Annotated in this window: 23 protein-coding genes and 1 tRNA gene; 14 read left to right on the forward strand and 10 right to left on the reverse strand. The window is 71.1% G+C overall.

The genetic code is table 11. The annotated features are described in order from the left end of the window. Window positions 1-6: 6 nt before the first annotated feature. Window positions 7-984, reverse strand: a complete 978-nt coding sequence (locus tag ACFVTC_RS29720) for an N-acetylglucosamine kinase (RefSeq protein ID WP_390131569.1) — start codon at window positions 982-984, stop codon at window positions 7-9. 201 nt (window positions 985-1,185) lie between these two features. Here ACFVTC_RS29720 and ACFVTC_RS29725 point away from each other — a divergent pair, with 201 nt between their 5' ends. From ACFVTC_RS29725 to htpG, 4 genes are all read left to right on the forward strand, one after another. Continuing rightward, window positions 1,186-2,223: a MurR/RpiR family transcriptional regulator gene (locus ACFVTC_RS29725; RefSeq protein WP_390131570.1), complete on the forward strand. Its 1,038-nt coding sequence runs from the start codon at window positions 1,186-1,188 to the stop codon at window positions 2,221-2,223. A gap of 189 nt (window positions 2,224-2,412) precedes the next feature. Further along, complete coding sequence (gene murQ, locus ACFVTC_RS29730) at window positions 2,413-3,306, forward strand: N-acetylmuramic acid 6-phosphate etherase (RefSeq protein WP_390131571.1); 894 nt, start codon at window positions 2,413-2,415, stop codon at window positions 3,304-3,306. Window positions 3,307-3,618: 312 nt separating this feature from the next. Further along, window positions 3,619-3,969 carry a hypothetical protein gene (locus ACFVTC_RS29735; protein ID WP_390131699.1) on the forward strand — a complete coding sequence of 117 codons (351 nt, stop codon included), beginning with the start codon at window positions 3,619-3,621 and terminating at the stop codon, window positions 3,967-3,969. Between the two features lie 221 nt (window positions 3,970-4,190). Further along, window positions 4,191-6,128: a molecular chaperone HtpG gene (gene htpG, locus ACFVTC_RS29740; protein ID WP_390131572.1), complete on the forward strand. Its 1,938-nt coding sequence runs from the start codon at window positions 4,191-4,193 to the stop codon at window positions 6,126-6,128. Between the two features lie 54 nt (window positions 6,129-6,182). Here htpG and ACFVTC_RS29745 read toward each other — a convergent pair. Continuing rightward, a tRNA-Met gene (locus tag ACFVTC_RS29745) sits at window positions 6,183-6,256 on the reverse strand. Between the two features lie 166 nt (window positions 6,257-6,422). Further along, window positions 6,423-7,922, reverse strand: a complete 1,500-nt coding sequence (locus ACFVTC_RS29750) for an FAD-dependent monooxygenase (protein WP_390131573.1) — start codon at window positions 7,920-7,922, stop codon at window positions 6,423-6,425. Between the two features lie 88 nt (window positions 7,923-8,010). Here ACFVTC_RS29750 and ACFVTC_RS29755 point away from each other — a divergent pair, with 88 nt between their 5' ends. Beyond that, window positions 8,011-8,652: a TetR/AcrR family transcriptional regulator gene (locus tag ACFVTC_RS29755; protein ID WP_390131574.1), complete on the forward strand. Its 642-nt coding sequence runs from the start codon at window positions 8,011-8,013 to the stop codon at window positions 8,650-8,652. 124 nt (window positions 8,653-8,776) lie between these two features. Here ACFVTC_RS29755 and ACFVTC_RS29760 read toward each other — a convergent pair whose 3' ends face one another. Then, a complete protein-coding gene (locus ACFVTC_RS29760) occupies window positions 8,777-9,511 on the reverse strand; it encodes a TetR/AcrR family transcriptional regulator (RefSeq protein ID WP_390131575.1) in 735 nt (244 codons plus the stop codon). Between the two features lie 140 nt (window positions 9,512-9,651). Between ACFVTC_RS29760 and ACFVTC_RS29765 the strand changes: the two genes are divergently transcribed. The 3 genes from ACFVTC_RS29765 (at window position 9,652) to ACFVTC_RS29775 (ending at window position 13,544) form a co-directional block, all read left to right on the forward strand. After that, entirely contained in the window at window positions 9,652-10,809 is a 1,158-nt protein-coding gene (locus tag ACFVTC_RS29765) for an FAD-dependent oxidoreductase (protein WP_390131576.1), read from the forward strand. A 207-nt stretch (window positions 10,810-11,016) separates the two neighbouring features. After that, window positions 11,017-12,534, forward strand: coding sequence for an MFS transporter (locus ACFVTC_RS29770; protein WP_390131577.1), 1,518 nt, complete (start codon window positions 11,017-11,019; stop codon window positions 12,532-12,534). A 182-nt stretch (window positions 12,535-12,716) separates the two neighbouring features. After that, window positions 12,717-13,544, forward strand: a complete 828-nt coding sequence (locus ACFVTC_RS29775) for an aldo/keto reductase (RefSeq protein ID WP_390131578.1) — start codon at window positions 12,717-12,719, stop codon at window positions 13,542-13,544. Between the two features lie 121 nt (window positions 13,545-13,665). Here the strand turns inward: ACFVTC_RS29775 and ACFVTC_RS29780 are convergent, their stop codons facing one another. Then, a complete protein-coding gene (locus ACFVTC_RS29780; protein WP_390131579.1) occupies window positions 13,666-15,339 on the reverse strand; it encodes an esterase-like activity of phytase family protein in 1,674 nt (557 codons plus the stop codon). 319 nt (window positions 15,340-15,658) lie between these two features. Next, the gene (locus tag ACFVTC_RS29785) at window positions 15,659-16,612 is read right to left on the reverse strand and encodes an NADP-dependent oxidoreductase (RefSeq protein ID WP_390131580.1); all 954 of its coding nucleotides are present in this window, start codon (window positions 16,610-16,612) and stop codon (window positions 15,659-15,661) included. A 103-nt stretch (window positions 16,613-16,715) separates the two neighbouring features. On the opposite strand from ACFVTC_RS29785, the gene ACFVTC_RS29790 reads away from it, so the two are divergent. Then, window positions 16,716-17,267: a TetR/AcrR family transcriptional regulator gene (locus ACFVTC_RS29790; RefSeq protein ID WP_390131581.1), complete on the forward strand. Its 552-nt coding sequence runs from the start codon at window positions 16,716-16,718 to the stop codon at window positions 17,265-17,267. A 1-nt stretch (window position 17,268) separates the two neighbouring features. Here the strand turns inward: ACFVTC_RS29790 and ACFVTC_RS29795 are convergent, their stop codons facing one another. Continuing rightward, entirely contained in the window at window positions 17,269-17,484 is a 216-nt protein-coding gene (locus ACFVTC_RS29795) for a hypothetical protein (protein ID WP_390131582.1), read from the reverse strand. A gap of 263 nt (window positions 17,485-17,747) precedes the next feature. Here ACFVTC_RS29795 and ACFVTC_RS29800 point away from each other — a divergent pair, with 263 nt between their 5' ends. Further along, a complete protein-coding gene (locus ACFVTC_RS29800; RefSeq protein ID WP_390131583.1) occupies window positions 17,748-18,191 on the forward strand; it encodes a hypothetical protein in 444 nt (147 codons plus the stop codon). A 146-nt stretch (window positions 18,192-18,337) separates the two neighbouring features. Here the strand turns inward: ACFVTC_RS29800 and ACFVTC_RS29805 are convergent, their stop codons facing one another. After that, window positions 18,338-19,207 (reverse strand): UbiA family prenyltransferase, encoded by an 870-nt coding sequence (locus ACFVTC_RS29805; RefSeq protein ID WP_390131584.1) that lies wholly within the window; start codon window positions 19,205-19,207, stop codon window positions 18,338-18,340. A gap of 285 nt (window positions 19,208-19,492) precedes the next feature. Between ACFVTC_RS29805 and ACFVTC_RS29810 the strand changes: the two genes are divergently transcribed. The 4 genes from ACFVTC_RS29810 to ACFVTC_RS29825 all read left to right on the forward strand — a co-directional run bounded on the left by ACFVTC_RS29810 (window position 19,493) and on the right by ACFVTC_RS29825 (window position 22,830). Continuing rightward, complete coding sequence (locus tag ACFVTC_RS29810) at window positions 19,493-20,551, forward strand: type III polyketide synthase (protein ID WP_390131585.1); 1,059 nt, start codon at window positions 19,493-19,495, stop codon at window positions 20,549-20,551. 78 nt (window positions 20,552-20,629) lie between these two features. Further along, entirely contained in the window at window positions 20,630-21,175 is a 546-nt protein-coding gene (locus ACFVTC_RS29815; protein ID WP_390131586.1) for an isoprenylcysteine carboxyl methyltransferase family protein, read from the forward strand. Then, window positions 21,172-22,185 carry an NAD(P)/FAD-dependent oxidoreductase gene (locus tag ACFVTC_RS29820; RefSeq protein WP_390131587.1) on the forward strand — a complete coding sequence of 338 codons (1,014 nt, stop codon included), beginning with the start codon at window positions 21,172-21,174 and terminating at the stop codon, window positions 22,183-22,185. The genes ACFVTC_RS29815 and ACFVTC_RS29820 overlap by 4 nt, the downstream gene beginning before the upstream one ends. A 294-nt stretch (window positions 22,186-22,479) precedes the next feature. Beyond that, complete coding sequence (locus ACFVTC_RS29825) at window positions 22,480-22,830, forward strand: hypothetical protein (protein WP_390131588.1); 351 nt, start codon at window positions 22,480-22,482, stop codon at window positions 22,828-22,830. A 92-nt stretch (window positions 22,831-22,922) separates the two neighbouring features. On the opposite strand, the gene ACFVTC_RS29830 is transcribed toward ACFVTC_RS29825, so the two are convergent. Together ACFVTC_RS29830 and ACFVTC_RS29835 are read right to left on the reverse strand one after the other, a co-directional pair. Continuing rightward, window positions 22,923-23,180, reverse strand: coding sequence for a hypothetical protein (locus ACFVTC_RS29830; protein WP_390131589.1), 258 nt, complete (start codon window positions 23,178-23,180; stop codon window positions 22,923-22,925). A gap of 209 nt (window positions 23,181-23,389) precedes the next feature. Then, window positions 23,390-23,920, reverse strand: coding sequence for an SPW repeat protein (locus tag ACFVTC_RS29835; protein ID WP_390131590.1), 531 nt, complete (start codon window positions 23,918-23,920; stop codon window positions 23,390-23,392). Between the last annotated feature and the right edge of the window lie 207 nt (window positions 23,921-24,127).

Genomic DNA, 24,127 nt, shown 5'->3' on the forward strand with positions numbered 1-24,127 from the left:
ACATGCTCATGGCGGCGGGGCCGTCGTCCGGTGGACGCGGATGACGAGGGGTTCGTGCGGTCCGGCGGAATCCAGGGCCAGCAGACGCGCCCCGTGCAGGGGATCGCCGAGCGCGGGGGTCACCCGCAGCGGCAGTCCCGACGCGTGGAGCAGGTCGGTGAACGGGTCCATGAGAGGCGCGCCGATCCCCGTGAGGCCGCCGGTGACGGCGACGGGCAGCGGGTGCGTGCCGCCGGCCCCGCGGGCCGCGGCGACGACCGCCTCGGCCAGCGCGGCGGCGGCGTCCCGCATGATCTCGGTCGCCACCCGGTCGCCGTCGGCGGCCGCACCGGCCACCCGCGGGGCGAAGGCCGCGGTCAGCCGGGCCGGGTTGGCGCAGTGGCCCACGGTCGCGGGCAGTCGGTCGAGGTCGCCGTAGCGTTCGGCCGCGGCCGCCGTCAGGGCGGTCGCGGGACCGCGCCCGTCGTGGGAGCGCAGAGCGGCCCGCAGACCGGCGCGGCCGATCCAGGCGCCGCTGCCCTCGTCTCCGAGCCAGGGGCCCCAGCCGTCGACGCGGGTGAACGTTCCGTCCTCGCCGATTCCGACGGTGACGGCGCCGGTGCCCGCCGCGAGCACGACACCGGCGCCGCCGCCGAGGGCGCCGGCGTGTGCGGTGACCGCGTCACTGGTGACCGCGACCTCGTCGGCCGGCAGCGCGTCCAGCAGCAGTTCGGCCAGGGAGCGGGCCGCGGCCGGGTCGGCGGCCGCGCCCGCGGCACCCACGCACACCGCGTCCAGCCGTCCGGAGGGCAGTTCAGAGGAAAGCTCGTCGACGAGTGCCGCGGCGGCCGTCACGGCGGCGACCGCGGCGGTGACGCCGTCGGACTCCGCCAGTCCGGGCGCCCCGGGAACCTCCCGAACGGGGTGTTCGGGGCCGTCCGGGCCGGTCCAGAGCACGGCGCGGCAACCCGTCTTCCCCAGGTCCACCGCCAGTACGGCCGTCATGTGTGAACGCCTTCTCCGTTGAAAGGGACGATCCGCGGCTTCGCTGCGCCGAGAGCGTCCGGCGAGCGGACCGCGGTGCTGCGAGTTTGGAAGCCCGCCCTCCGCATGTCAATAAATACCGCTAGGAAAATTTGTCACGTAACTTTTTGCCATCCCAGGTGGGCGTGGCTACGCTGGCGTCAAGACCACCCAGGAGGACCCATGGCTCGCGAGGTCGCGCACCGTGAAGCTGCGGAGTCGCCGCAAGGCGGCGGCTCCGTCGACGTGCTGACGAGGATCCGCGGCGCGCTGCCCTCCCTGGCCCCGTCCGAGCGGCGGGTGGCCGACACCGTCCTCGCGGCGCCGTCCGAGGCGGCCGGACTGTCCATCAGCGCCCTCGCCGCCAAGGCGAGCACCTCGGTGGCCACCGTGATGAGGTTCTGTCGCGCGATCGGCCTGACCAACTATCCCCACCTGCGTGTCGGCCTCGCCGCCGCGGCGGCGCACGAGAACGCCCTCGGCGCCGATCGCCCGGCGCTGGGCACCGACATCGGCGCCACGGACTCGCTGGAACAGATCATCAGCAAGATCATCTACAACGAGGTCCGCGCCCTGGAGGAGTCCCGCGACGGCTTCGACGTGGCCCAACTCGGACGAGCGGTCGACGCCGTCGCCGACGCCCGCCGGATAGACATCTTCGGTGTGGGCGCCAGCGGATTCGTCGGCCAGGACCTGCACCAGAAGCTCCACCGCATCGGCCGGATGGCCTTCATCTGGACCGACGTGCACGCCGCGCTCACCGCCGCGGCACTGCTCGGACCCGCGGACGTGGCCATCGCGATCTCCCACTCCGGCGAGACGACGGACACGATCGAGCCCCTGCGGGCCGCCGCCGAGAACGGCGCCACCACGATCGCCCTGACCAACTTCGCCCGCTCGCCGCTGGCCGAGTCCGCCGACCTCGTGCTCACCACCTGCGCGCGAGAGATGCCGTTCCGCTCCGGCGCGACCGTCAGCCGCATCGCCCAACTGGCGCTCATCGACTGCCTGTTCGTCGGAGTCGCGCAACGCTCCTACGACGCCACCACCGCGGCGCTGCAGCGCACCTACGGCGCGGTGCAGCGCCACCGGAACACCCCCGCGGCACGCCGGCCGACCTCCGACGAGGCCCTCGCCACCCCGGCCGCCCCCGGCGCCGCGAGGGAACCGGCCGCCACACCGACGGCCGAACTCCCGCACGTGGCGGCGCCCCCGGGATGACACCGGACCGGTGTGCCGACCTCCGACGCGCAGGTGACCGGCGTACCGATGCCCGACGCGCAGGTGACCGGCGTACCACCGCCGACGCCCGGAACACCGGCCGACGCCGCCGCGAGCCTCCGTCACCACCGAACGACAGCGCTTCACCCGAAGGGAACGACAGCGCCTCCCCGAAAGGAACGACCGCACGTGGACCTCAGCACTCTCGGCACCGAAACCCGCAACCGGCGGACCGCCGAACTGGACCGCATGCCGGTCAGCGAGCTGCTCGCCACCATGAACGACGAGGACCAGACCGTCGCCCTGGCGGTGCGCACCGCCCTGCCGCAGATCGCCGCGGCCGTGGAGAAGATCACCGCCTCGCTGCGCGCGGGCGGCAGGCTCGTCTACCTCGGCGCCGGTACGAGCGGACGGATCGGCTTGCTCGACGCCGTCGAATGCCCGCCGACCTTCGGCATCTCGCCCGACCGGGTCGTCGGTCTGCTGTCCGGCGGTCCCGGCGCGTTCGTCCTCGCGGTCGAAGGCGCCGAGGACAACCCCGATCTCGCGGTCTCCGACCTCGAAGCGATCGGGCTGACCGCCCGCGACACCGTGGTCGGGCTCGCCGCCAGCGGCCGTACTCCCTATGTCGTCGGCGGTCTGGAGCACGCCCGCGCGACGGGCGCGGCGACCGTCTCCGTCGCCTGCAACAGCGACGCCGTCATCAGCCGCCACGCGGACGTCGCCATCGAGGTCCCCACCGGCCCCGAGGTCCTCACCGGCTCCACCCGCCTCAAGGGCGGCACCGCCGAGAAGCTGGTCTGCAACATGCTCTCGACCGCCACGATGGTTCAGCTCGGCAAGGTGTACGGCAACCTCATGGTCGACCTGCGCGCGACCAACGAGAAGCTCGTGGACCGGGCGCGGCGCATGGTCGCGCAGGCCACCGGCACCGACCTCGACGCAGCCGCGGCCGCACTCCAGGAGGCCGACGGACACGCGAAGACCGCGATCGTCATGCTCCTCGCCGGCTGCTCCCGTGCCGAGGCGGCCGCCCGTCTGGAAGCCGCGCACGACGACGTACGGGCCGCCGCGGCCGACTGACGGGTGGCCACGACGCCCCGCACCCCGTGCCGTCCCGTCTGCTTTCCGGGCCCGTGCGCGACGGTGATCGCCGGCCCGGCACAGGACGGGCGCGTCCGCTCCGGCGGGCACGGCCCACGGACGGCCCGTGGCCCGACACCCCTGCCTTCGTGGTGGGCCCGGCGCTGGACATCCTGGTCCACAACGCACTCGCGGCCGCCTGCACAGCGGCTTCGAACGGTTCGACAACCTGGCACGCATGGTCTTCGCCGAACCGGCAGGCCGTGACTTCCACCAGGACTGGGAAAAGCCGCCCGGTCGTGTGTCGCGGAGATCCGCGCCGCCTACGGGTACGAACCGCGATCGCCACGGATCATCGAAGTCGTGGAAACCCTCTCCGCAAAGAGCCCGGAATTCGCCGAGCTGTGGGCACGACACCATGTGAAGGGCAAGAACCGGCAGACGAAGAACCCCAGACATGCCCGAGTGGGCGACCTGCGGATCCAGTTCTCCGCCTTCACGGTCAACGAAGTCCCGGACCAGCAACTGGTCGTCTACCAGGCCGATCCCGGCAGCCCCACCGCGGCCGCGTTCACCGGACTCCGTTCACGGACCGGCGACCGCCGGGCCGAACCGGAGCAGCACGACGCGGAGTCGAAACCGGAACCGGCCCGACACCCATGACGCGCCGGAGCGCGCTTCAGGATGCTCCCGCCGGACCGGGTTCGGCGGCCGGGTGTGGCCGAGGGCGGCGTGACCGCGCCGGGAGCCTGTCCTGCCGGGGGCGCAATCTCCCTGCCCGCACCACAGTTGGCGATCAGGACGTCTCGCCGCATCGGCGGAAACGGCGAGGTTAGAGTGCACTGGCCGTAGTGCTGTCAATGACCATGGAGGATTCGCACGCTATGTCGGCCGAGACCCACGAGTTCCAGGTGGAAGCCCGTCAACTGCTGCAGTTGATGATCCATTCGATCTACTCGAACAAGGACGTGTTTCTGCGGGAGCTGATCTCCAACGCCTCGGACGCGTTGGACAAGCTGCGCCTCACGGCCCTGCGTGATGACGCGCTGGGGGCGGACGTGTCCGATCTGCACATCAGCGTCGAGACCGATGCGCGGGCCAGGACGCTGACGGTGCGGGACAACGGTATCGGCATGTCGCACGAGGAGGTCGTTCAGCTCATCGGCACGATCGCCAGTTCCGGTACCGCGAGGTTGTTGCGGGAGTTGAAGGAGACCGATGACGCGGCCGCCGCGGCGGGCCTCATCGGCCAGTTCGGTGTCGGTTTCTACTCGGCCTTCATGGTGGCCGACGAGGTCACCGTGCTGACCCGGCACGCGGGCGAGAGCCGGGGCACCCGCTGGGTCTCCCGTGGTGAAGGCACGTACACGGTCGAGGCCCTCGACATGGCGCCCCAGGGGACGACGGTCACCCTTCACCTCAAGCCCGTGGACGTCGAGAACCAGCTCAACGACTACGCGCAGGACGGGAAGATCCGCGAGATCATCAAGCGGTACTCGGACTTCATCACCTGGCCGATCCGTATGCCCGCCGGCACCGCCGCGGCCGCCGGACAGGCCGACGAGAGCGCTGACGCCGAAGCGGCCGCGGACGATTTCGAGACCGTGAACTCGATGAAGGCGCTGTGGGCCCGAGCGCGTGAGGACGTGTCCGACGAGGAATACCACGAGCTGTACAAGCGCATCAGTCACGACTGGCTCGACCCGCTGGAGACCATCCGCCTGCAGGCGGAAGGGACCTTCGAGTACCAGGCGTTGCTCTTCATCCCCTCGCGCGCTCCGCAGGACCTGTTCACACAGGGCCAAAGCCGCGGTCTCCAACTGTTCGTCAAGCGCGTGCACATCATGGACGACTGCGAGCAACTCCTGCCGCCCTACCTCCGCTTCGTCAAGGGCATCGTCGATGCGCAGGACCTCTCGCTGAACGTCTCCCGCGAGATTCTGCAGCAGGACCGGCACATCCAGAGGATGCACCGGCGTCTCACGAAGAAGATCCTGTCCACGATCAAGGACCTGAGGACCAAGGCCCCGGAGAACTACGCGACCGTCTGGCGGGAGTTCGGCAAAGCCTTGAAGGAGGGCCTGCTCGACGACCACGAGAACCGCGACACCATCCTCGCTCTGTGCTCGTTCTCCTCGACCCACGCTGCGGACGAGCCGACCACGCTGGCGCAGTACGCCGAACGCATGAAGGAAGGCCAGGAAGAGATCTTCTACCTGACCGGTGACTCCCGGGAAGCCATCGAGAACTCCCCTCACATGGAGGCATTCCGCGCCAAGGGCGTCGAGGTGCTGCTTCTGACCGACCCGATCGACGAGGTCTGGGTCACCGCCGTGCCCGAATTCGACGGCAAGCGGCTGCGGTCCATCACCAAGGGCGAGGTCGACCTCGGCAGCGGGGAACCGGACACGGAGGAGACCGAGCACGAGCGCGAGAACCAGCGCAGGGAGTACTCGGGGCTCCTGTCCTGGATGACCGAACAGCTCGGCGAGGACGTCAAGGAGGTTCGGCTGTCCACTCGCCTGACGGTGTCGCCCGCTTGTCTCGTCTCGGACCAGCACGACATCACCCCGGCCCTGGAGAACATCTACCGTGCGATGGGACAGGACGTCCCGCACACCAAGCGCATCCTCGAGCTCAACCCCGGCCACTCCCTGGTCGACGGCCTCAACAAGGCCCACACCGAGCGGGAGGACGGGGCGGACGCCGGCCTCGCCGACATCGCGGAACTCCTCTTCGGCATGGCACTTCTCGCTGAAGGCGGTGCGCTGAAGGATCCGGCCCGGTTCACCAGACTGATGGCGGACCGTCTCTCGTTCTAGTCGTCTGGACATGCGTGAAGGGCCGGCACATGGTGCCGGCCCTTCACGATTCAGTAGCGGGGACAGGATTTGAACCTGCGACCTCTGGGTTATGAGCCCAGCGAGCTACCGAGCTGCTCCACCCCGCGTCGTTGACACCACTCTACGGCAACTTCGCCGACGCTGAGACCATGATTGTTTCCTGGGGGAATGAGGTGCGCCCGAGGACCTGAACAGCGCGGGTCCGTACGAGGGAGTCCGCACGAGGGAGTCCGGCGCGGCCTGCCGATGGCGGGTCGGGGTGGGCACCCGGGCTCAGTTCACCTCCGTGAGATTGCCGGCGATCTCGGTGAGGAGGGTGGAGCCGTGGACGGCGGAGCTGTCCGTGGCCCAGCAGACGTAACCGTCGGGACGGATGAGCATGGCGGCAGCCCCAAGATCTTCCGCACAGGTGGCGCGGACGAGATCGACCCGCGGCGGAAGGCCGAGGCCGGCCGGGACGGTACCGGCCAGATCGAGCAGGACGGCATGCCCCGCGCCGAACAGTGTCGACAGCCGGATGGGGCCGGCGTCGGTGACCAGGTCGGCGTCCGGCACGCGGTGCCCGGTGAGCGGATGGCCGCCGGACAGCTCGTAACGCAGCGAGAGGCCGGACATCAGTCCCGCGACGTGACGGTTGGCGTCCGGCAGTCTCAGCAGGTCGACGAAGATGTCCCGGAGGGCGGCCACGTCCTCGCTCGGGTTCGGATCCGCCAGGACGCGCTGCGCCGAGGTGTGGTGCAGGACCTGGGCTCCGACCGGATGCCGTTCGGCGTGGTAGCTGTCCAGAAGACTGCCCGGCGCCCGGCCCTGGACGGCTGCGGCAAGTTTCCAGCCGAGGTTGAACGAGTCCTGCATGCCGAGGTTGAGTCCCTGGCCGCCCAGTGGGGGGTGGATGTGCGCCGCGTCGCCGGCGAAGAGGACGCGCCCTGCCCGGTACTGCTCCAACTGCCGGGTGGCGTCGGTGAACCGGGACGAGTTGTCCACGGCGCCGAGGGTGGCATCGGAGCCGTACACGGTCTGCAGTGCGACGGTGATCTCCTCGTGGGTGACGCCGGAGGTGTCGCGTGAGGTGTCGGACTGGTCCGCGCGTCCGAAGGTGAACCGGTACCGGTCACCGCCGAGGGGCACCAGCATGGCCCAGTAGTCGCCCGCTCGGCGCATCAGGGCGCTCATGTGATCCAACTGCTGCGGCACCGACGGTGACACGGTGGCGAGCCGGATGTCGGCCAACACCGCCTGATGCGTCCCCGGCCTGCCGGGGAACGGCAGTCCGAGCAACTTGCGCACCGTGCTGTGTCCGCCGTCGCACGCCACCAGATGGCGAGCCCGCACGCGCAGCCCGTCCGCCGTCACGACCACCTCCTCGTCGTCGGGCTCCACCCCTGAGACGGCCGCCCCGCGCAGGACCCGCGCGCCGGCCGCGACCGCCCGCTCTTCGAGCAGTTCCTCGATCTCCCACTGAGGAACCGCGATCGGGAAGGGATGTCTGGTGTTCCAAGGGGTGCAGTCCAGGGGCACGGGCAGGGCGGCGAAGTGGCCGCCGACCTGATCACGCGGCGTGGCCCGCTTCAGCAAGGGCTCCAACAGCCCACGCGAGTCGAGCAGTTCGGCGGTACGGGGCTGAATCCCGCCACCCTTCACCTGTTCGATGCGCTGGGGCAGCTTCTCCAGCACCAGCGTCTCGACCCCGGCCAGGGTCAGTTCGTACGCCAGCATCAGTCCGGTCGGGCCCGCGCCCACGACGACGACCTCGGTCTCGCTCACCGTCAACACCCTCACTCCGTTCCATTTCTCGTCTCGGAGTAAATGTATACCAGGTGCAGAAATCGTCTGGGGGCAGCAATCTGTTACGGTGGGCACCGTGGACGACAAGCCAGGGCTCAGGGAGCGGAAGAAGCAGCGCACCCACGCCGCGATCTCCGATGCGGCGATCGCGCTGTTCCTGGAGCATGGCTTCAACGAGGTCTCGGTCGCCCAGGTGGCCGAGGCGGCCGAGGTGTCCAAACGCACGGTCTTCGCCTACTTCCCGGCGAAGGAGGACCTCGTGGTGCACCGCCTCGCCGACCACGAGACGGAGATCGCGCGGGTCGTGAGGGCCCGCCCGCCCGGCGCTGCCCCGCTGACCGCACTGCGCGAGCATTTCGTCCGGGGTCTGCGCGAGCGGGATCCGATCACCGGACTCAACGATCATCCGCAGGTGCGGAGGGTCCATCGGATGATCCTCGACGCACCCTCGCTGGTCGCCCGGATGGAACGCTTCAAGACCGGCTCCGAGCGAGCACTCGCGCAGGCGCTGCGGGAAACGGCGGACACATCGGAACTCACCGCGCGGTTGGCCGCCGTCCAGATCGTCGCGGTCCACTGGACGCTGGCGCAGGACAACGCGGAACGCCTGGCGCACGGAGAGCCGGCCGACGCGCGCCTTCCGGGTGCGGTGGCCGACGCTGAGCACGCGTTCGCGCTGCTGGAGAACGGTTTGCGGGACCTGAGCCAGGCCCGGTGATTCCGCACGGCCATGGGCCGTGGACAGCCGGGGGAGGTCGATCGGGCCACCGGTTCGGGCGGAGTCGGAGGTGCCGGTGTCGCCGGGGGTGTTCCGCGCGCCGGAGCCGAAGTCCGCACGCGGCTCAGGTGGTGGGCGCGGTGGGTGCCTGTTCGCCAGGTGGGTGGGGAGCGGTGATGCCGGTGAGGGCGAGATCGATTCCGGCGAGGAACTGCTCGCGGTCGTCGTGCTCGCGCAGCTGGCTCGCGACGGCCCGGGTGAACGGGTAGTCGTCGGGGTCGAGTTCCTCCCAAGCCCTGGATGTGGCGTCGAGGAACTCGGCGCGGTTCGCGCCCGGCCCGAGAGTGCGGGCGTGCGCGCTGTTCGCGGCGTTCTGCCCGGCGGCGCCGAGGATGTAGTGCACCAGCACCGAGGTCGCCGTGAACCAGTTGTCCTCGGGCACGCCCAGCGCACGGACGCGTCGGCCGATGCTCTCGAAGATCCGCGGCGCAACCGACCCCCAGGGACTCCGGGAGAGCTGCGTCGAGAGCTGAGTGGCGAGCCAAGGGTGTTCTTCGATGGCGTGGAACAGGCCGAGGGCGACGGCGCGGATCTCGTCCCGCGGCGAGGTCGGGGACCCGGCGGGCTCGACGGCCAGCGCGGCGGCGACGACCGCGTCGGTCGCGGCACCGAGCAGCTCGCCCTTGTTCGCCACATGCCAATAGATCGCCCCGGGTCCGGTGGCGAGGCGCTCGCCCAGCGCGCGGAACGTGAGGCCGCCCTCGCCCGTCGCGTCGAGAAGCCCGATCGCGACCTCGACGATGCCCTCCCGGGAGAGCGGTTCCTCTCGTCGCTCTGGACGACGCGTCCTGGTTGCCATACGTGCATCCTGACACACGCCTGGAACGCTGTTCCAGCTTGACATATCTGGAACGCCGTTCCAGGCTGCTCTGGAACGACATTCCAGAGATGACCCGCCGGGTGACCGTCCGGCAGGCGTCCGACAGGTGAGGGACCACCATGACCACTGATGTCACGATCATCGGCGCCGGGCTCGGAGGACTCACCCTCGCCCGCGTCCTCCACGTCCACGGCATCCCGGCGACGGTCTACGAGGCCGAGACCTCGCCGGCCGCCCGCGCCCAGGGCGGCATGCTCGACATCCACGATCACAACGGCCAACCGGCTCTGCGGGCGGCGGGCCTGCTCGAGGAGTTCCGCGGCCTCATCCTGGAGGGCCGCCAGGCGACACGGGTGCTCGACCGGGACGGGACCGTTCTGCTCGACGAACCCGACGACGGCACGGCCGGACGCCCCGAGGTGCAGCGCGGCGAGCTCCGGCGGATCCTGCTCGACTCACTTCCGGCCGGCACCGTCCAGTGGGGGCGCAAGGCCGGAGGTGTCCGCGCCCTCGGCGACGGACGCCACGAGGTGACCTTCGGCGACGGCACTACCGTCGTCGCGAGTCTGCTGGTCGGCGCGGACGGCGCGTGGTCACGGGTCCGGCCGGCTGTCTCCGACGCGGCGCCCGAGTACATCGGCAGGTCGTTCGTCGAGACCTGTCTGTTCGACGCCGACATCCGGCACCCGGCCGCCGCGAAAGCGGTCGGCGGCGGGTCGCTGTTCGCACTCGCGCCGGGGAAGGGGATCCAGGCTCACCGGGAGAGCGGCGGGACCCTGCACACCTACGTCGCGCTCTCGCAGTCGCAGGACTGGTTCGCCCGTATCGATTTCGGCGACTCCGTCGCGGCCGTCGCCCGGATCGTCGAGGAGTTCGACGGCTGGGCGCCGGAGCTCACCGCGCTGATCACCGACAGTGACACCGCACCGGTCCTGCGTCCCCTCAACGCCCTGCCCATCGAGCACCGGTGGGAGCGGGTGCCGGGGGTGACCCTGCTCGGCGACGCCGCCCACCTCTCGGCCCCGAACGGCGAAGGTGCCAACCTGGCCATGTACGACGGCGCGGAACTCGGCAGGGCCATCGCCGCGCGTCCCGACGACGTCGAAGCCGCGCTCACCGCGTACGAGCAGGCCCTGTTCCCGCGCAGTGCCACGGCCGCCGCCGATGGCGTCGAGCTGCACGAGCTCCTCTTCGGCGACAACGCCCCCCATGGGCTGATCGACATGTTCACCGGACACGAGGAGACCGGGGACCGCGCCGGTCTCGCGGCCGAGTGACGGCGAGGGTCCGTCGTCACTCCTGGCCCGGTCACGTCGGACATGGACGCCCCGCGTGTGGCGGAGAGGGTGCGACGAGCCCCGGAAGAGGGTGCGACGCCCGACCGGACGGGCCCAAGACCTACACGCGAGCGGCTCGGGTCGGACACTGGGTGTGTGCTCGTAGGCCGCTGGGGGAACTCGTTTCCCCGGGTGAAAGGAGCCCATGTGACACCGTCGACGTCAGCGGCCGGTGGCCGGGAGCCGACCGCTCAGGAGGCCGGGTCCGAGCCGGATCCGCGGCGGTGGCGGGCCCTGTGGGTCACGCTGGTGGCCGGCTTCATGAGTCTGCTGGACGTGACGATCGTGGCCGTCGCCCTGCCGACCATCCAACGGGATCTGCACGCCTCACCCGCGCAGGTGCAGTGGGTGGTGTCCGGGTACGCCCTCACTTTCGCCCTCGCCCTGGTCACCGCCGGCCGCCTCGGTGACGCCCTGGACCGGCGTCGCATCTTCCTGCTGGCCCTCAGCGGCTTCGTGGTCTGCAGCGCCGCCTGCGGTGTGGCCCCCGACATCACGCTGCTGGTGGTGGCCCGTCTGGCCCAGGGCCTGGCGGCCGGTTTCATGGCCCCCCAGAACTCCGCGCTCATCCAGCAGATGTTCCGCGGCGCCGAACGCGGTCGGGCCTTCGGCTTCTTCGGCGCGACCGTCGGCATCTCCTCCGCCGCCGGCCCCATCACCGGCGGCGCCATCCTCGCCCTGGCGTCCGGACCCGCGGGCTGGCGGTGGATCTTCTACGTCAACGTCCCCATCGGAATCCTCGCCGTCCTGCTCGGCCGGCGCCTGTTGCCACGCATCCGGCGTTCCGGGCGTGGGCGCGTGGACGTGGCCGGCGTCCTGCTCCTCGGACTCGGCGTCCTCGCGTTCATGTATCCACTGGTCCAGGCGGACTCCGGCGGCTTCGGCCGGCTGTGGTGGCTGTTCCCGGTCGGCGGCCTGCTCCTCGTCGGCTTCGTCCAGTGGCAGCGCCACCTCGTCGCCTCCGGCAGCCAGCCACTGCTCGATCTGCGCCTGTTCAGCACCGTGCGCGGCTACGCCGTGGGGGCCGGCGTGGGCACGCTCTACTTCATGGGCTTCAGTGGCGTCTGGTTGGTCTTCGCCCTCTTCTACCAGCACGGTCTCCACTTCGCACCGCTCCGTTCGGGACTCGCCGTGACCCCCTTCGCCCTCGGCTCGGCGGCCGCGGCGGTGGTCGCCGGCCGCATGGTGGAACGGTTCGGCCGCCTCCTCACCGTGGTCGGCCTGACGGGCGTGATCGCCGGCCTCGGGACCACGGCGCTGCTCCTTCGCTTCGTCTCCCTGGACATCGCGCCCTGGGTCGCGGCACCGGCCCTGTTCCTCGGTGGCATCGGCAGCGGCTTCGTGGTCTCTCCCAACATCACCATGACCCTGCGGGACGTACCCGTGCGCATGGCGGGCGCCGCCGGCGGCGCCCTGCAGACCGGTCAGCGGCTCGGCGCCGCGGTGGGGACCGCGGCCCTGCCCGGCCTCTTCTACCTGACGCTGAACAAGAGCGGCGACTACCGCGGCGCCCTTGTCACCGCGCTGGTCGTCGCCCTCGTCGGCATGGTGGCGTGCTTGGCCCTCGCCACGTTCGACTGGCAGCGCGACCGGCATCACCACCACCGGCACCGCAAATGCCCGGACGAGGTCGCGAACAGTCCCGTGCACGCCCGGCAGGACTGACCCACCCCGGCGCGGCCGATTCCCGTCGGCCGCGCCCGCGCTTCACCCGGCCCGCGATCGCGTGGCGCGGCATGCGCCCAAGGGCAAAGCCGACCATGCGTATGTTTTGCGGCGGAGGTGGAAGGGGAGCAGCGTGGGCGTGCACGCCCCGGTTCGTGAAACCAGCGATATCAGGAGTCATCGTGACAGCAGTCCCCGCCATCACCCTCAACAACGCGGTGCGTATCCCCCAGCTCGGCTTCGGCACCTTCCAGATCCCGCCGGAGGAGACCCGCGCGACGACGCTGGCCGCGCTGGAAGTCGGCTACCGGCACATCGACACGGCGGAGATGTACGGCAACGAGAAGGAGGTCGGTCAAGCGGTCCGCGACTCCGGGCTCGACCGTGGCGAGGTCTTCGTGACCAGCAAGCTCGACAACGGTGCCCATGCGCACGACGACGCCCTCCAGGCGTTCGACCGCACCATGGAGGAGCTGGACCTCGACTACCTGGACCTCTTCCTCATCCACTGGCCGCTGCCCGGCAAGGGTGACTTCGTGGAGACCTGGAAGGCTCTGGAGGAGATCTACGGCTCCGGCCGGACCAAGGCCATCGGCGTCTCCAACTTCCAGCCCCAGCACCTGCGCCGCCTGCTGGAGAGCAGCGAGGTGGTGCCCGCGGTCAACCAGGTCGAAGTACATCCCTACCTCACCCAGGCCGACGTCAGGGCCTTCGGCGCCGAACACGACATCGCCACCGAGGCATGGTCGCCCATCGCGCAGGGCAAGGTCCTCGACGACCCGGCCATCAAGCGCATCGCCGAGCGGGTCGGCAAGACGCCTGCCCAGGTCACCCTGCGCTGGCACCTCCAGCGCGGGGACATCATCTTCCCCAAGTCCGTGACCCGGAAGCGCATCGAGGAGAATTTCGACCTCTTCGACTTCGAGCTCGGCGAAGGCGACATCGGTGAGATCTCGGCGCTGAACCGCGACGAGCGGATCGGCCCCGACCCGGACCGTTTCAACGGCTGAGAACAACCGTCTTCGGCAGTCCTGGGCGTCTCACTCAGGCGGCGGCCCGGCGTGTGCGGACCCCAGGTAATGGGACGGGCTCGTCCACCGGAGTGGACGAGCCCGACGGCTGTGAAGTGCGTCAGCGCACGTGGACCGTCACCGTGACGGTCTTGAGGACCGCCGGCAGCTTGGTGGTGTCCACCTTCAGGATCTCGCCGCTGTCCTCCTGCCCCGTGGGCGGCAGCACCTTCTGGTGCACCGTCCACTTCCCGTCGGGGTCGACCGCGACGGTGTCGATGCCGAAGTCGTCGTCGTTGGACAGGTACACGGTCCTGCCGGAGTTGGCGGTGGCCACACCCTCGACCTTGTCGTGGCCGAAGAACGCACCGCTGGGGTCGAGTTGACTCACCAGCATGCCGACGTTGAGGTACGGCTGCTTCTGCGCGACATGGACACCGGCGCCGGTGAGCGAGGTGAGAGCGGCGTTGGTGCCGGCCGTCCCGACCAGGGCCTCGGGCGACTTGCCGCCGATCGTCAGTCCGCTGACGTCGGTCGCGCCGTTGATGTCGACCTCGTAGAGGGTCTTCTGGGCGAACGGCTCGAAGTTGCCGTCACGCTCGTCCACCAGGAACCTCGTGCTGGACAGCGCGGTGATCTCGCTGTTCGCGGCGCCCGTGGTGGCCGGGTTGTCCAGCAGGTAGAGGTACTGCTTGGACCGGTACGTGTGCAGGTCGACCGTGACGATACGAGTGGCCGCGACATTGCCGGCCTTGGTGCTGCCGAGATCCGGCTGCTGCAACGCGGCCTGCATGACGCCCACCAGGGTCGAGCCGTCCGGTGTGACCGTCAGGCCTTCCATGCCCTTGTTCTTCGACCGGTTGGCGAGCTCGGCCGGCAGGTACCCGAGGATCTTGTGGTGCGCGTTGTCGGGGCTGTTCCTGTACGGGGTCAGCCGGCCCAACTCGTAGCCGTGCGCGTCGAAGTGCGTGATGTACGGGCCGTACTCGTCCGACACCCAGAACGTGCCGTCCGGCAGCGCTACCAAGCCCTCGGAGTCGTAGCCGTACGGGTCCCTGGTCACGGGAGTGGGGGTACCGCCGTTGGCGTTCGTCGCGGCGAGGTCGTCGATCGTCTCGCTCGTGTCGTGCGGCGGACGGCCGCTGTACGACACACCGCCGAGGCTCTTCGGCCCCTTCAGCGTGACCGTCTTGATGAGCCGGGCCTTGCCGTCGACGAGCTTGAACTCGCCGATCTCAGGCGTGAAGTCGAGGACCATCTCGGACTTGTTGCCGTCCGGGGCGTCGGCGTTGGGTCCGCGGTCGGTCAGGCCGTAGAAGTGGCCCGACCTGCCCGGCACCGGCGTGAGCGACGAGCCGAAGCCCTCACCGGAGATCTTGGTGGTGGTGCCGCCCGGACCCGCGACCTGCGTCAGCGGCGGAATGGGGGTCCCGTTCGCCTGAGTGTCCTTGAACAGCTGGACCGCGTCGGTGGCCGTGTAGGTGAAGGTGTCCGTGCCCTTGAAGCCGGACTCGGGGATGTACGAGAACGTTCCGTCCGCGTCGACCGTCACCTTGCCGTTGGACGGGTCGGTGTGGCGCACGACCGCGGTGGCGCCGCTGTCGTTCCGCAGAACGTTGCCGGTCACCGTGCCGTGACCGGAGAAGGAGTCGGAGACCGTGCCGAAGTCGTGGGACGGGCCCCAGAACCGGCCACCGGCCTCGGCCACGACCGTGCCTGCGCCCACGACAGCGACGGTGGCGCCGATCGCGAGGGCGATGCGGGTGGGCTTGCGGGAGAAAGGTCTTGAAGTCACACCGCAGAACCTGTCGGTCAATGATGAACTCTGAGGGGGTATTTGATGAAGCCTCGATACAGAGAGCATCGGGTCCTCGCGATCCCCGACCGGTACGGGGCGCGAGGGGGCGTGGCGCCCCCTCGCGCAAGGGCTGCCCTGCGGCGGTGTGTTGTCGCCTTCAAGGGTCTCGAGCTGTCGGCCGGTCCACGGTGTCGCGCCTCGGCTCGGGGATTGATGGCGGGGGTCGGTCGTGCGGATGGTGTCCGGTGTCGGCCGTGTGGACGGTGTCGGGTGTCGGCTCGGGGATTGATGGCGGGTGTCGGCTCGGGGAGCTGTGTCAGACGTCGGTCGTGAGTCCGGCGAGATCGAGTACGGTCTTGCCGCGGTGCGGGCCCGTCGCCGCGGCGGTGTGCGCCTCGGCCGCGCGGTCGGCGGGGAAGACGGCCTGGACGGGTACGCGGAAGCGTCCCCGCTCGGCGAGGTCCGCGGCGAGCGCGAGCCCGTGGCACCCGTCCGGCTCGCCTCCGTAGCGACCGAGAGAGAGGCGTACCCCGCGGCCCGGACCCGTGAAGTCCGCGAGCGTGACCACCGACTCCGTGCCGCCCGTGAGGGCGATGAGTTCATCGAGCGAGCCGGCCCCGGCGACGTCGAGCGCGTGGTCGATCCGTGGGATGCCGAGCGCACGGACCCGTTCGGCCAGACCAGGTCCGTACGCGACCGGGATCGCGCCGAGACCGGTGAGGAAATCGTGGCCGGCGGGGCGACCGGTCCCGATCACGCGGACCCCGCGGGCCGTCGCCAACTGCACGGCGATGCTCCCCACGCCGCCCGCCGCACCGTCGATCAGCAGCGCCGTGCCCCGCGCGTCACCCACGCCGAGCAGGTCCAGCGCCCGGGTCGCCGTCTCGACGCCCGTCGCCGCGGCGCCTGCCTGCTCCCAGGGCAGGGCGGGTGGCCTCGCCGCCCAGAACGCCAGCACGGCGAACTCCGCGCTCGCCCCGCCCAGCCGGGCGACGTCGACCGCCCCGAACACCTCGTCGCCGACCGAGAAGCCCTGGACGCCCGCGCCGATCTCGTCGATCACCCCGGCCGCGTCCACGCCGGGGATGTGCGGCAGGTCGAGGCTGTCGCGCGACGGCGAGTCGCCGGCCCGCAGTGCGAGGTCGACCGGCGACACCCCGCTGGTCCGGACCGCGATCCGCACCTCACCCGGACCCGCGTGCGGCTCGGGCGCGGATCCGACGCCGAGCACCTCCGGGGGACCGAACCGGCCGAACTGTATGGCGCGCATGATGACCTCTCCGGCCCGGACCTCCCGGGCGCCGCTCCACGGTAGACATGGATGTGGAGCGGGTGTTCCGGATCAGTGCGAAGTGAGAGGTGCGGGAACCACGGTGACTCGGAAAACACGGGCGGACGCGGCACACAACCGCCGGCACATCGTCGTCGTCGCGCGCGCCGCGTTCGCCGGCGAGGGGCTCGACCTGCCGATGCGGGAGATCGCCCGCCGCGCCGGTCTGGGCGTCGCCACGGTCCACCGGCACTTCCCGACCCGCGCCGACCTGGTCACGGCGGCACTCGCCGAGCATGTGGCGGCGTGCCGCGCGGACATGCGGGCCGCCCTGGACGAGCCGGACCCCTGGCGCGCGCTCAGCGGCACCGTCCGCGGCTTCGCGGAGCACAGGCTGCGGGACCGCGGGCTGAACGAGGCATTGTTCGGCTCGCACCCGGCGGCGGCCGCCTTCGCCGCAGACCGCCGCGAGCAGGCGCGAGCGCTGCGGCAGCTCGTCGATCGCGCCCGTGCCGCCGGTGCCGTCCGCTCCGACGTGTCCGTGGACGACGTACGTGTCTGCCTCGCCGCCATCGCCTCCTTCCACCCGGCGCGCCCCGACGCCGCCCTCCACCGCCTGGTCGACCTCCTCCTGACCGCCCTCCGCCGGGCGTAGGTCAGTGCTCCCACACGTCCGGGCCGCCACCCCGCCACTCGATCAGCCCGGACGCCACGACCGCCTGCTGGTCCGCTTCCTCCAGACCCGCCCGCCGCAGAAAGTCCGCGACGTCCAGCAGCCCGTACGCCATGCCGAGGAACTGCTCGCCCACGCGGACCCGGCGGCCGCCGTCCTCTGCGGGCGGGTACACGATCACGGTCTGAGGTGAGGCCATGTCTCCCAGCCTGTGGCGAGCGGGCCCGGGGCGCACGCCGGGCTGCTCCTTCACCGACAAGGTCGGCGGCACCTGCGGTTCCCGATGTCCGCCCTGGGCACCACCCGCGCGGCAGACCGTGCGCAGCGGCCGGGAACCGGTCGACGCGGGCCGCCGCGCGGGCGGCCGGTTCGAAGAGGCGGTCCCCGCGTCCGGTGGAAGTGCCGTGGGCCGCATGGTGCAATCGACCGCTTGGAAGGGGACCTTCCGGGCATGGAGACACCATGGACAGCGAACGAGCGACGGATCCGGCGCACCAGGTGCCCGACGGTGTCGATGACAAGACGGTGCTTGCGCTGGGCGCGCTCTCGAAGGCGCTGGAGACCACGGAGCGGGCCCGTGGCCACCTGTACGGGTTCCACCAGCTGACCGGGACCGCCGATCTCGAACTCGGCGACGCCGTCCGGCTCCTGCGCGAGGCGGGCCATGACGAACAGGCCGCACGGGTCGAGCGTGACATCGTGGGCCGCGACGTCATCCCGGGCCACTGGACGTTCCAGATCATCGAGGCCTACAACACCACCTACTACCAGCCCTTCGCAGCGACGGAACGCGACATCGTGGGCGAACTGGCCGCCGGACGCGACCACCTCCACGAGGCCCGCCTGAAGGGTGCTCGCCGCACGCACCATCACCGCGACCACACCGCGACGCCCCCCATCTCTTGAAGCGACCCCGGAGCCGACTTCAGCGAGAAGCGTCTGGCGGGGGCGTTCGATCCGGTGGCTGTGGCTGCGGCTGTGGCTGTGGCTGTGGCTGCGACGGCGGCTGTGGTGGCGCCATGGGTACGCGGCCGGGCGCGGTATCCGACCGGTTACGCGATCCCCGTGCCGCGCAGAAGGAGCAACGCCACGTCCACCACCGCCACGGCCGTCGCCGCCGCGAACGCCGCCCGCTCCCGGCGGCGTCCCAGCGCCGTCCCCGCCACGGCCACCAGGACCGCCACCACGAGAGCCGCCGCTCCCCACCTGCCGGACTGTCCGGAGGGTTCCAGCGCCAGGACGGCGGACGCGGCCACCAGCGGCACCGGCAGCAGCAGTCGCGCGCCGTCCGCACCCAGCCGCTGGGGCCACCCCCGGACGCCCGTCGCGAGGTCTCCCGCGATGTCCGGCAGCACATCGCCCAGATGTGCTCCGACGCCCAGGAGCGCCCCGGCGGTGACGAGCCACCAGGGCGGCCAAGGCTGTCCCGGCAGCCCCAGCGTCACGAACGCGGGGAGCGACGCGAAACCGACCGCGTACGGCGCCCAGGACCACACCGTCGCCTTGAGCCGCAGGTCGTACGCCCATGCCGCCGCCACTCCGGTCAGGTGCGCGAGGCCGGCCCGCAGGCCGCAGCCGAACGACAACGGCACGCACAGCGCCAGGGCCGCGTACGCTGCCACCCACACCCACGTCACGCCCACAGTGCCCTCGGCGACGGGTTTGCCCCGATGCCCGGTGGCGATGTCCCGGCTCGCGTCGAACGCGTCGTTGCACCAGCCGACGGACAACTGACCTGTCAGCACCGCCGCGGTCGTCAAGGCGCTGCGCGCGGCCCCCTGACCCGCGGTCACGGCCAGTGCGCCGGTCAATGCGGTGACCGCCACCACGGGACCGGGGTGACACGCCCCGGCCAGGCCACCCGCTCGGGCGGTCCAACTCGCGGTCGTGCGGCAAGCCGTCGGCTCCTCGTAAGCGCCCATTCCCCCGATCGTAGGCGTCCCCACCCCGCTGCCTCAGTGGCCTCGTCATGTCCGTGAGCCGGGCCCGAGCACGTCCTGGCGACGGACTGGCGCCGCCTGGAGCGATTCGCGGAGGCGACCCCGTCGCGAGCCGCGGCCGCATCGAGGGCGGCCGGACGGTCATCCCGTCCGGTTTCCGTGCGCCCCGGGACGGACGGCCGGACGGGCGATCCGTGGTGTCGGAACACCGGTCCGGGGAACACGTGCAGAGCAGACCACCCCAGTCGGTAACCGGACGGGAAGCAAATGACGCGGATCGCCGCCGTTCACGGTGTCCTGGCACCGCACCGTCGCACGCAGTCCGAGATCACCGACATGGTGGCCCGCACCTGTCTGCCCAAGGGCACCGACCGCCGGGTCCTGGACCGGTTGCACCGCAGTGCCAAGGTCCGCTCGCGCCACATGACGCTGCCGCTCGAACAGTACGGGGAACTCGAAGGATTCGGCGCCGCCAACGACGTCTTCATCGCCGCCGCGACCGATCTGGGCGCCAAGGCCGTGCGAGACGCGCTGCACAGGGCGGGCCTGTCCGCAGCCGACGTCGATCTGCTGGTCTTCACCTCCGTCACCGGCATCGCCACCCCCTCGATCGACGCGCGGCTGGCCGGCCGCCTCGGACTGCGGCCGGACGTCAAGAGACTGCCCCTGTTCGGTCTGGGCTGCGCCGGTGGCGCCGCGGGCCTGGCCCGCATGCACGACCACCTGCTGGGCCGGCCCGACGACGTGGGGGTGCTGCTGTCGGTCGAGCTGTGTTCGCTCACCTTCCAGCGCGACGACGCCTCCATGGCCAACATGGTCGCCACCGGGCTTTTCGGCGACGGCGCCGCCGCTGTCGTCGCCCACGGCGCGCACCGCGCGGCCGGGACCGAAGGACCCACGATCGTGGACACGCGCAGCCACCTGTATCCGGACACCGGGCGCGTCATGGGGTGGGACATCAAGAACTCCGGATTCCAGGTGGTCCTCGACCCGCGGGTCCCCGACGTGGTGCGGCAGTATCTCGCCGACGACGTCGAGGGATTCCTCGGCGACCACGGCCTGAAGCCCAAGGACGTGACCGCGTGGGTGTGCCACCCCGGCGGCCCCAAGGTCCTGGAGGCCGTCTCCGAGGCTCTTGATCTCCCCGACGACGCGCTCGATGTGACCTGGCGTCATCTGTCGGACGTGGGCAACCTGTCCTCGTCCTCGGTGCTCCACGTACTGCGCGACACCCTGGCCGAACGCCGCCCGCCGCCGGGCACCGCGGGTGTGCTGCTGGCGATGGGGCCCGGCTTCGCCTGTGAACTGGTCCTGCTGCGCTGGTAGAGCCGACCCGTCGAACTCACCCGGCCCGTCGAACTCACCCTGCCCGTCGAACCCATAGGACAGTAGGACACGGGACACATGATCTGGTACGGACTACTGGTGGCCGCCGTCGCCGTCGAGCGTGTCGCCGAACTCGTCGTCGCCCGCCGCAACGAACGCTGGAGCACCGCCCGCGGGGCGACGGTGAGCGGGCAGGGCCACTATCCGGCGATGGTCGCCCTCCACACCGGCCTGCTGGGCGGCTGTCTGGCCGAGGTGTGGCTGGCCGATCGGCCCTTCCTGCCCGCCCTGGCCTGGTCGATGCTGACCGTGCTGGTGGCCGCCCAGGGCCTGCGGTGGTGGTGCATCTGCACCCTGGGACCCCGTTGGAACACCCGGGTGATCGTCGTTCCCGGCCTGCCACTGGTGCGGAGCGGCCCCTACCGCTGGCGGTGGCTGCGGCATCCGAACTACGTGGCCGTCGTCGCCGAGGGCGTGGCGCTGCCCCTGGTGCACACCGCCTGGGTCTCCGCGGCCGTGTTCACGGTGCTCGACGCCGTGCTGCTGACCGTGCGCATCCGCTGCGAGAACCGGGCGCTGGCCACCGCCACCACCCCTCCCACGGCCACGCCGTCGCCCGCGTGATCGACGTACTGGTGTGCGGCGGCGGTCCGGCCGGACTGGCCGCCGCCATCCACGCCGCGCTCGCCGGCCTGGAGGCCGTCGTGGTCGAACCACGGACAGCGCCGGTGGACAAGGCCTGCGGAGAAGGCGTCATGCCCGGCGGCGTCGCCGCACTGCGCGCACTGGGCGTCGAGGTCACCGGCCGCGAACTGCGCGGCATCCGGTACCTGGAGGGCGCCGTCCGGGCCGAAGCGTCCTTCCGCGGCCACGGCGGCCTGGGGATCCGCCGTACCGCGCTGCATTCCGCGCTGCACGAGCGGGCCCTCGGCCTCGGCGTGCGCATGCTGCCCGGCAAGGTCGGCGAGGTTCACCAGAGCGCGGACACGGTCAACGCCGCCGGGATGACCGCCCGCTGGCTGATCGCCGCCGACGGCCTGCACTCCCCGGTGCGCCGGAGCCTGGGGCTGGAACTCCCGGGCCGTCCCCACGGCCGGTACGGACTGCGCCGGCACTACCGCGCCGAGCCCTGGACGGACTTCGTGGAGGTCCACTGGTCGCGGCACGGCGAGGCCTACGTGACACCCGTCGGGGACGACCTGGTGGGCGTGGCGGTCCTCAGCGACAGCCGCCGCGGCTACGACGATCACCTGGCCGGCTTCCCGGCGCTCACCGCGTCGCTGCGCGGGCCGGCCGCGACGCAGGTACGTGGCGCCGGACCGTTGTTGCAGCGGGTGCGGCGCAGAGTCGCCGGCCGTGTCCTGCTCGTCGGCGATGCCGCGGGTTACCTGGACGCCCTGACCGGTGAGGGGATCGCCCTCGCGTTGGCGTCGGCCGGGGCCGCCGTCCGTTGTCTTGCCGCCGGGCGGCCGGGTGCGTACGAGCGTGCATGGGTACGGCTGACCCGGCGTCACAGGCTGCTGACCGGAGCCCTGCTGGCCGCGAGCAGCCGCCCCGGCACCGCCCGGCTCATCGTCCCCGCGGCGTCCCGGATGCCCCTGCTGTTCTCAGCCGCGATCCACGCACTGCAATAGGAGCGCACGCGCCGCGATCCGGCCCCTCCGGTGCAGGCCGCGGGTGCTGCGCGCCGTCGGATATCGCAACGGCGACGGCTCCTCCTCGTCCTCCCCGCCGGGTTCATCGGGAAGCTTCACGTCGCTCACCGCGATTGCGGCCCGAGGGCGCCTCGGTCGACGGCTGCGCGTCCGGTGTTCTCGACGTCCGTCCGACGCTCCGCGTGCCCCCGGAGCTCCGGCGGGGGACTCTGGGAGGACCGTCGTACCCCAGCAGAACGCCGTCGTACGTGAGCAAGAAGGAGTGTGACTCGCATGGTCACCGTGTCTCTCACCGGAGCGTCCAAGAAGGACGCCGCCACCGTCTTCGATGTTCTGCGGACGGCCTTTCCCGCAGACCGTTCCGCCGGTGACGTCCTCCAGGAGCAGGAGGCCGGCCATCCTGTCGTGTGGACCGCGGACTTCGAGCCGACGCGGGAGCAGCCGAGCATGCCCGCCGCGCCGGCGCCGATCGAGGGGTCGCTCACCGCCACGCTCCAGGGCGGCTACGTCGCCGTGGACCAGCTCTGTGACGCGCTGGGTGCCGCCTTCGCCGTGGAGGAGCAGGGCACGGCGTCGGGCGACCAGGAGAAGGAGGTCGATCTGCGGCTCCGGGCGAAGGGGTGATGAGACTCCGGGCGAAGGGGTGATGAGCCAAAACTCCCATCGTGGCGCCCTGCCGGCTCGCCGCCCTCGGGTCCTCGGGAGACAGGCGCCGATCAGGAAGCGACCCTGGCGGTGAGCCCGTAGTCCAGTTCCGAACCGTCGACCAGCACCGCCTCGACCGTGCGTGTTCGGGGGTCGATGTCGGCCACGATCCCGTCCCCTGCGTAGCGGGGGTAGCCCGAGGCGCCGGTCTCGCCCGTCGCCTCGACCAGGGCCGAGCGCACGGCCGATTCTTCCACCGAGGCACCGCCGCGGTTCTCGACGTGTTCCGGGACCAGCAGGACGTGGAAGCGGCGTGGCTCTGTAGTCATGGTCCGGTAGTCAACAGCTTGTCCTGCCTACCGCGGACAAGGCGCACAGCGGGCTCGCACGAATGGGCTCGTCGTCCGCTCGATGGCGGTGCCACCGCATCGCGCGCGATGACGGCGGCAGGCCGCCGGACGGCCGTCGGGCAGCACCGTAGCCGCCAGGAGGCGGAGGACGTGCGGTCCTCCTGGCGGCGTCGCGGGGATCGAAGGAGTCAGCGGTCGTCGCGTCCGAGTGGCATGGAGCGGCGGTCGTCCTGGGTGCGGGTGCCGCGGAGGTCGTCATGGTCGCGGATGCCGCGGTGGCCCTCCGTGTGGCCGCGGGCGGCAGAGGTGGCGGCAACGGCCGCGGCGATGGCGAGAAGGGTCGCGATGGCGCCGGTGATCAGGTTGCTGGTGATGGAGCGGGTGTGGGCGACGTCGCCCGCGACCACCCAGGGGGCGACACAGGTCCAGATGCCGATGACGGCGGCGGCCCACGCCATGGAATGAGTGCGCTCGTAGGAACTGCCGAGGCCTCCCAGGAGCAGCATGTAGGCGACGCCTGCGATGAGGTTGGTGATGGCGAGCGTGGTGGCGCCGTTGAAGCCGGCTATCCACGGGGACGCCGCGAGGTACAGGCCGGTGATGAGGGCCAGGGCCTCGATCATCTGGGCGCGTGGGGTGGTGGCGGCACGGTCGTGCTGTGCGCGCAGCTCCATCAGGTCGGGGTGTTCTTCGATGGGTGCGTGATGGGTTGACGCCATGATGGCCTCCATGGGAGAGGGGATACATTCACCCTCTACCCATAAGGTCCATGTAAATACTTAAATCGGGCATATCTCTCGCTTTGGGCAGAGATGCGGTGATCGTCGGTATTCGTGTTGTCACCCCGCGTGTCACGTGCGGCCTCGGCTTCCGCCGGTGCGGGCGGAGGCGCTGGCCGCTTGAGGCCTCGGGCCGGTCTGCGAGGA

The organism is Streptomyces sp. NPDC057950 (assembly GCF_042887295.1).
Taxonomy (GTDB): domain Bacteria; phylum Actinomycetota; class Actinomycetes; order Streptomycetales; family Streptomycetaceae; genus Streptomyces; species Streptomyces kaempferi.

Excerpts from the sequence above, each read along its gene's own strand:
- ACFVTC_RS29800 (WP_390131583.1), top strand. The coding sequence starts at position 17,748 with ATGGACAGCGAACGAGCGACGGATCCGGCGCACCAGGTGCCCGACGGT.
- ACFVTC_RS29725 (WP_390131570.1), top strand. The coding sequence starts at position 1,186 with ATGGCTCGCGAGGTCGCGCACCGTGAAGCTGCGGAGTCGCCGCAAGGC.
- ACFVTC_RS29795 (WP_390131582.1), bottom strand. The coding sequence starts at position 17,484 with ATGGCCTCACCTCAGACCGTGATCGTGTACCCGCCCGCAGAGGACGGC.
- ACFVTC_RS29720 (WP_390131569.1), bottom strand. The coding sequence starts at position 984 with ATGACGGCCGTACTGGCGGTGGACCTGGGGAAGACGGGTTGCCGCGCC.
- ACFVTC_RS29810 (WP_390131585.1), top strand. The coding sequence starts at position 19,493 with ATGACGCGGATCGCCGCCGTTCACGGTGTCCTGGCACCGCACCGTCGC.
- ACFVTC_RS29815 (WP_390131586.1), top strand. The coding sequence starts at position 20,630 with ATGATCTGGTACGGACTACTGGTGGCCGCCGTCGCCGTCGAGCGTGTC.
- ACFVTC_RS29805 (WP_390131584.1), bottom strand. The coding sequence starts at position 19,207 with ATGGGCGCTTACGAGGAGCCGACGGCTTGCCGCACGACCGCGAGTTGG.
- ACFVTC_RS29760 (WP_390131575.1), bottom strand. The coding sequence starts at position 9,511 with ATGGCAACCAGGACGCGTCGTCCAGAGCGACGAGAGGAACCGCTCTCC.
- ACFVTC_RS29825 (WP_390131588.1), top strand. The coding sequence starts at position 22,480 with ATGGTCACCGTGTCTCTCACCGGAGCGTCCAAGAAGGACGCCGCCACC.
- ACFVTC_RS29830 (WP_390131589.1), bottom strand. The coding sequence starts at position 23,180 with ATGACTACAGAGCCACGCCGCTTCCACGTCCTGCTGGTCCCGGAACAC.
- ACFVTC_RS29835 (WP_390131590.1), bottom strand. The coding sequence starts at position 23,920 with ATGGCGTCAACCCATCACGCACCCATCGAAGAACACCCCGACCTGATG.
- htpG (WP_390131572.1), top strand. The coding sequence starts at position 4,191 with ATGTCGGCCGAGACCCACGAGTTCCAGGTGGAAGCCCGTCAACTGCTG.
- ACFVTC_RS29765 (WP_390131576.1), top strand. The coding sequence starts at position 9,652 with ATGACCACTGATGTCACGATCATCGGCGCCGGGCTCGGAGGACTCACC.
- ACFVTC_RS29785 (WP_390131580.1), bottom strand. The coding sequence starts at position 16,612 with ATGCGCGCCATACAGTTCGGCCGGTTCGGTCCCCCGGAGGTGCTCGGC.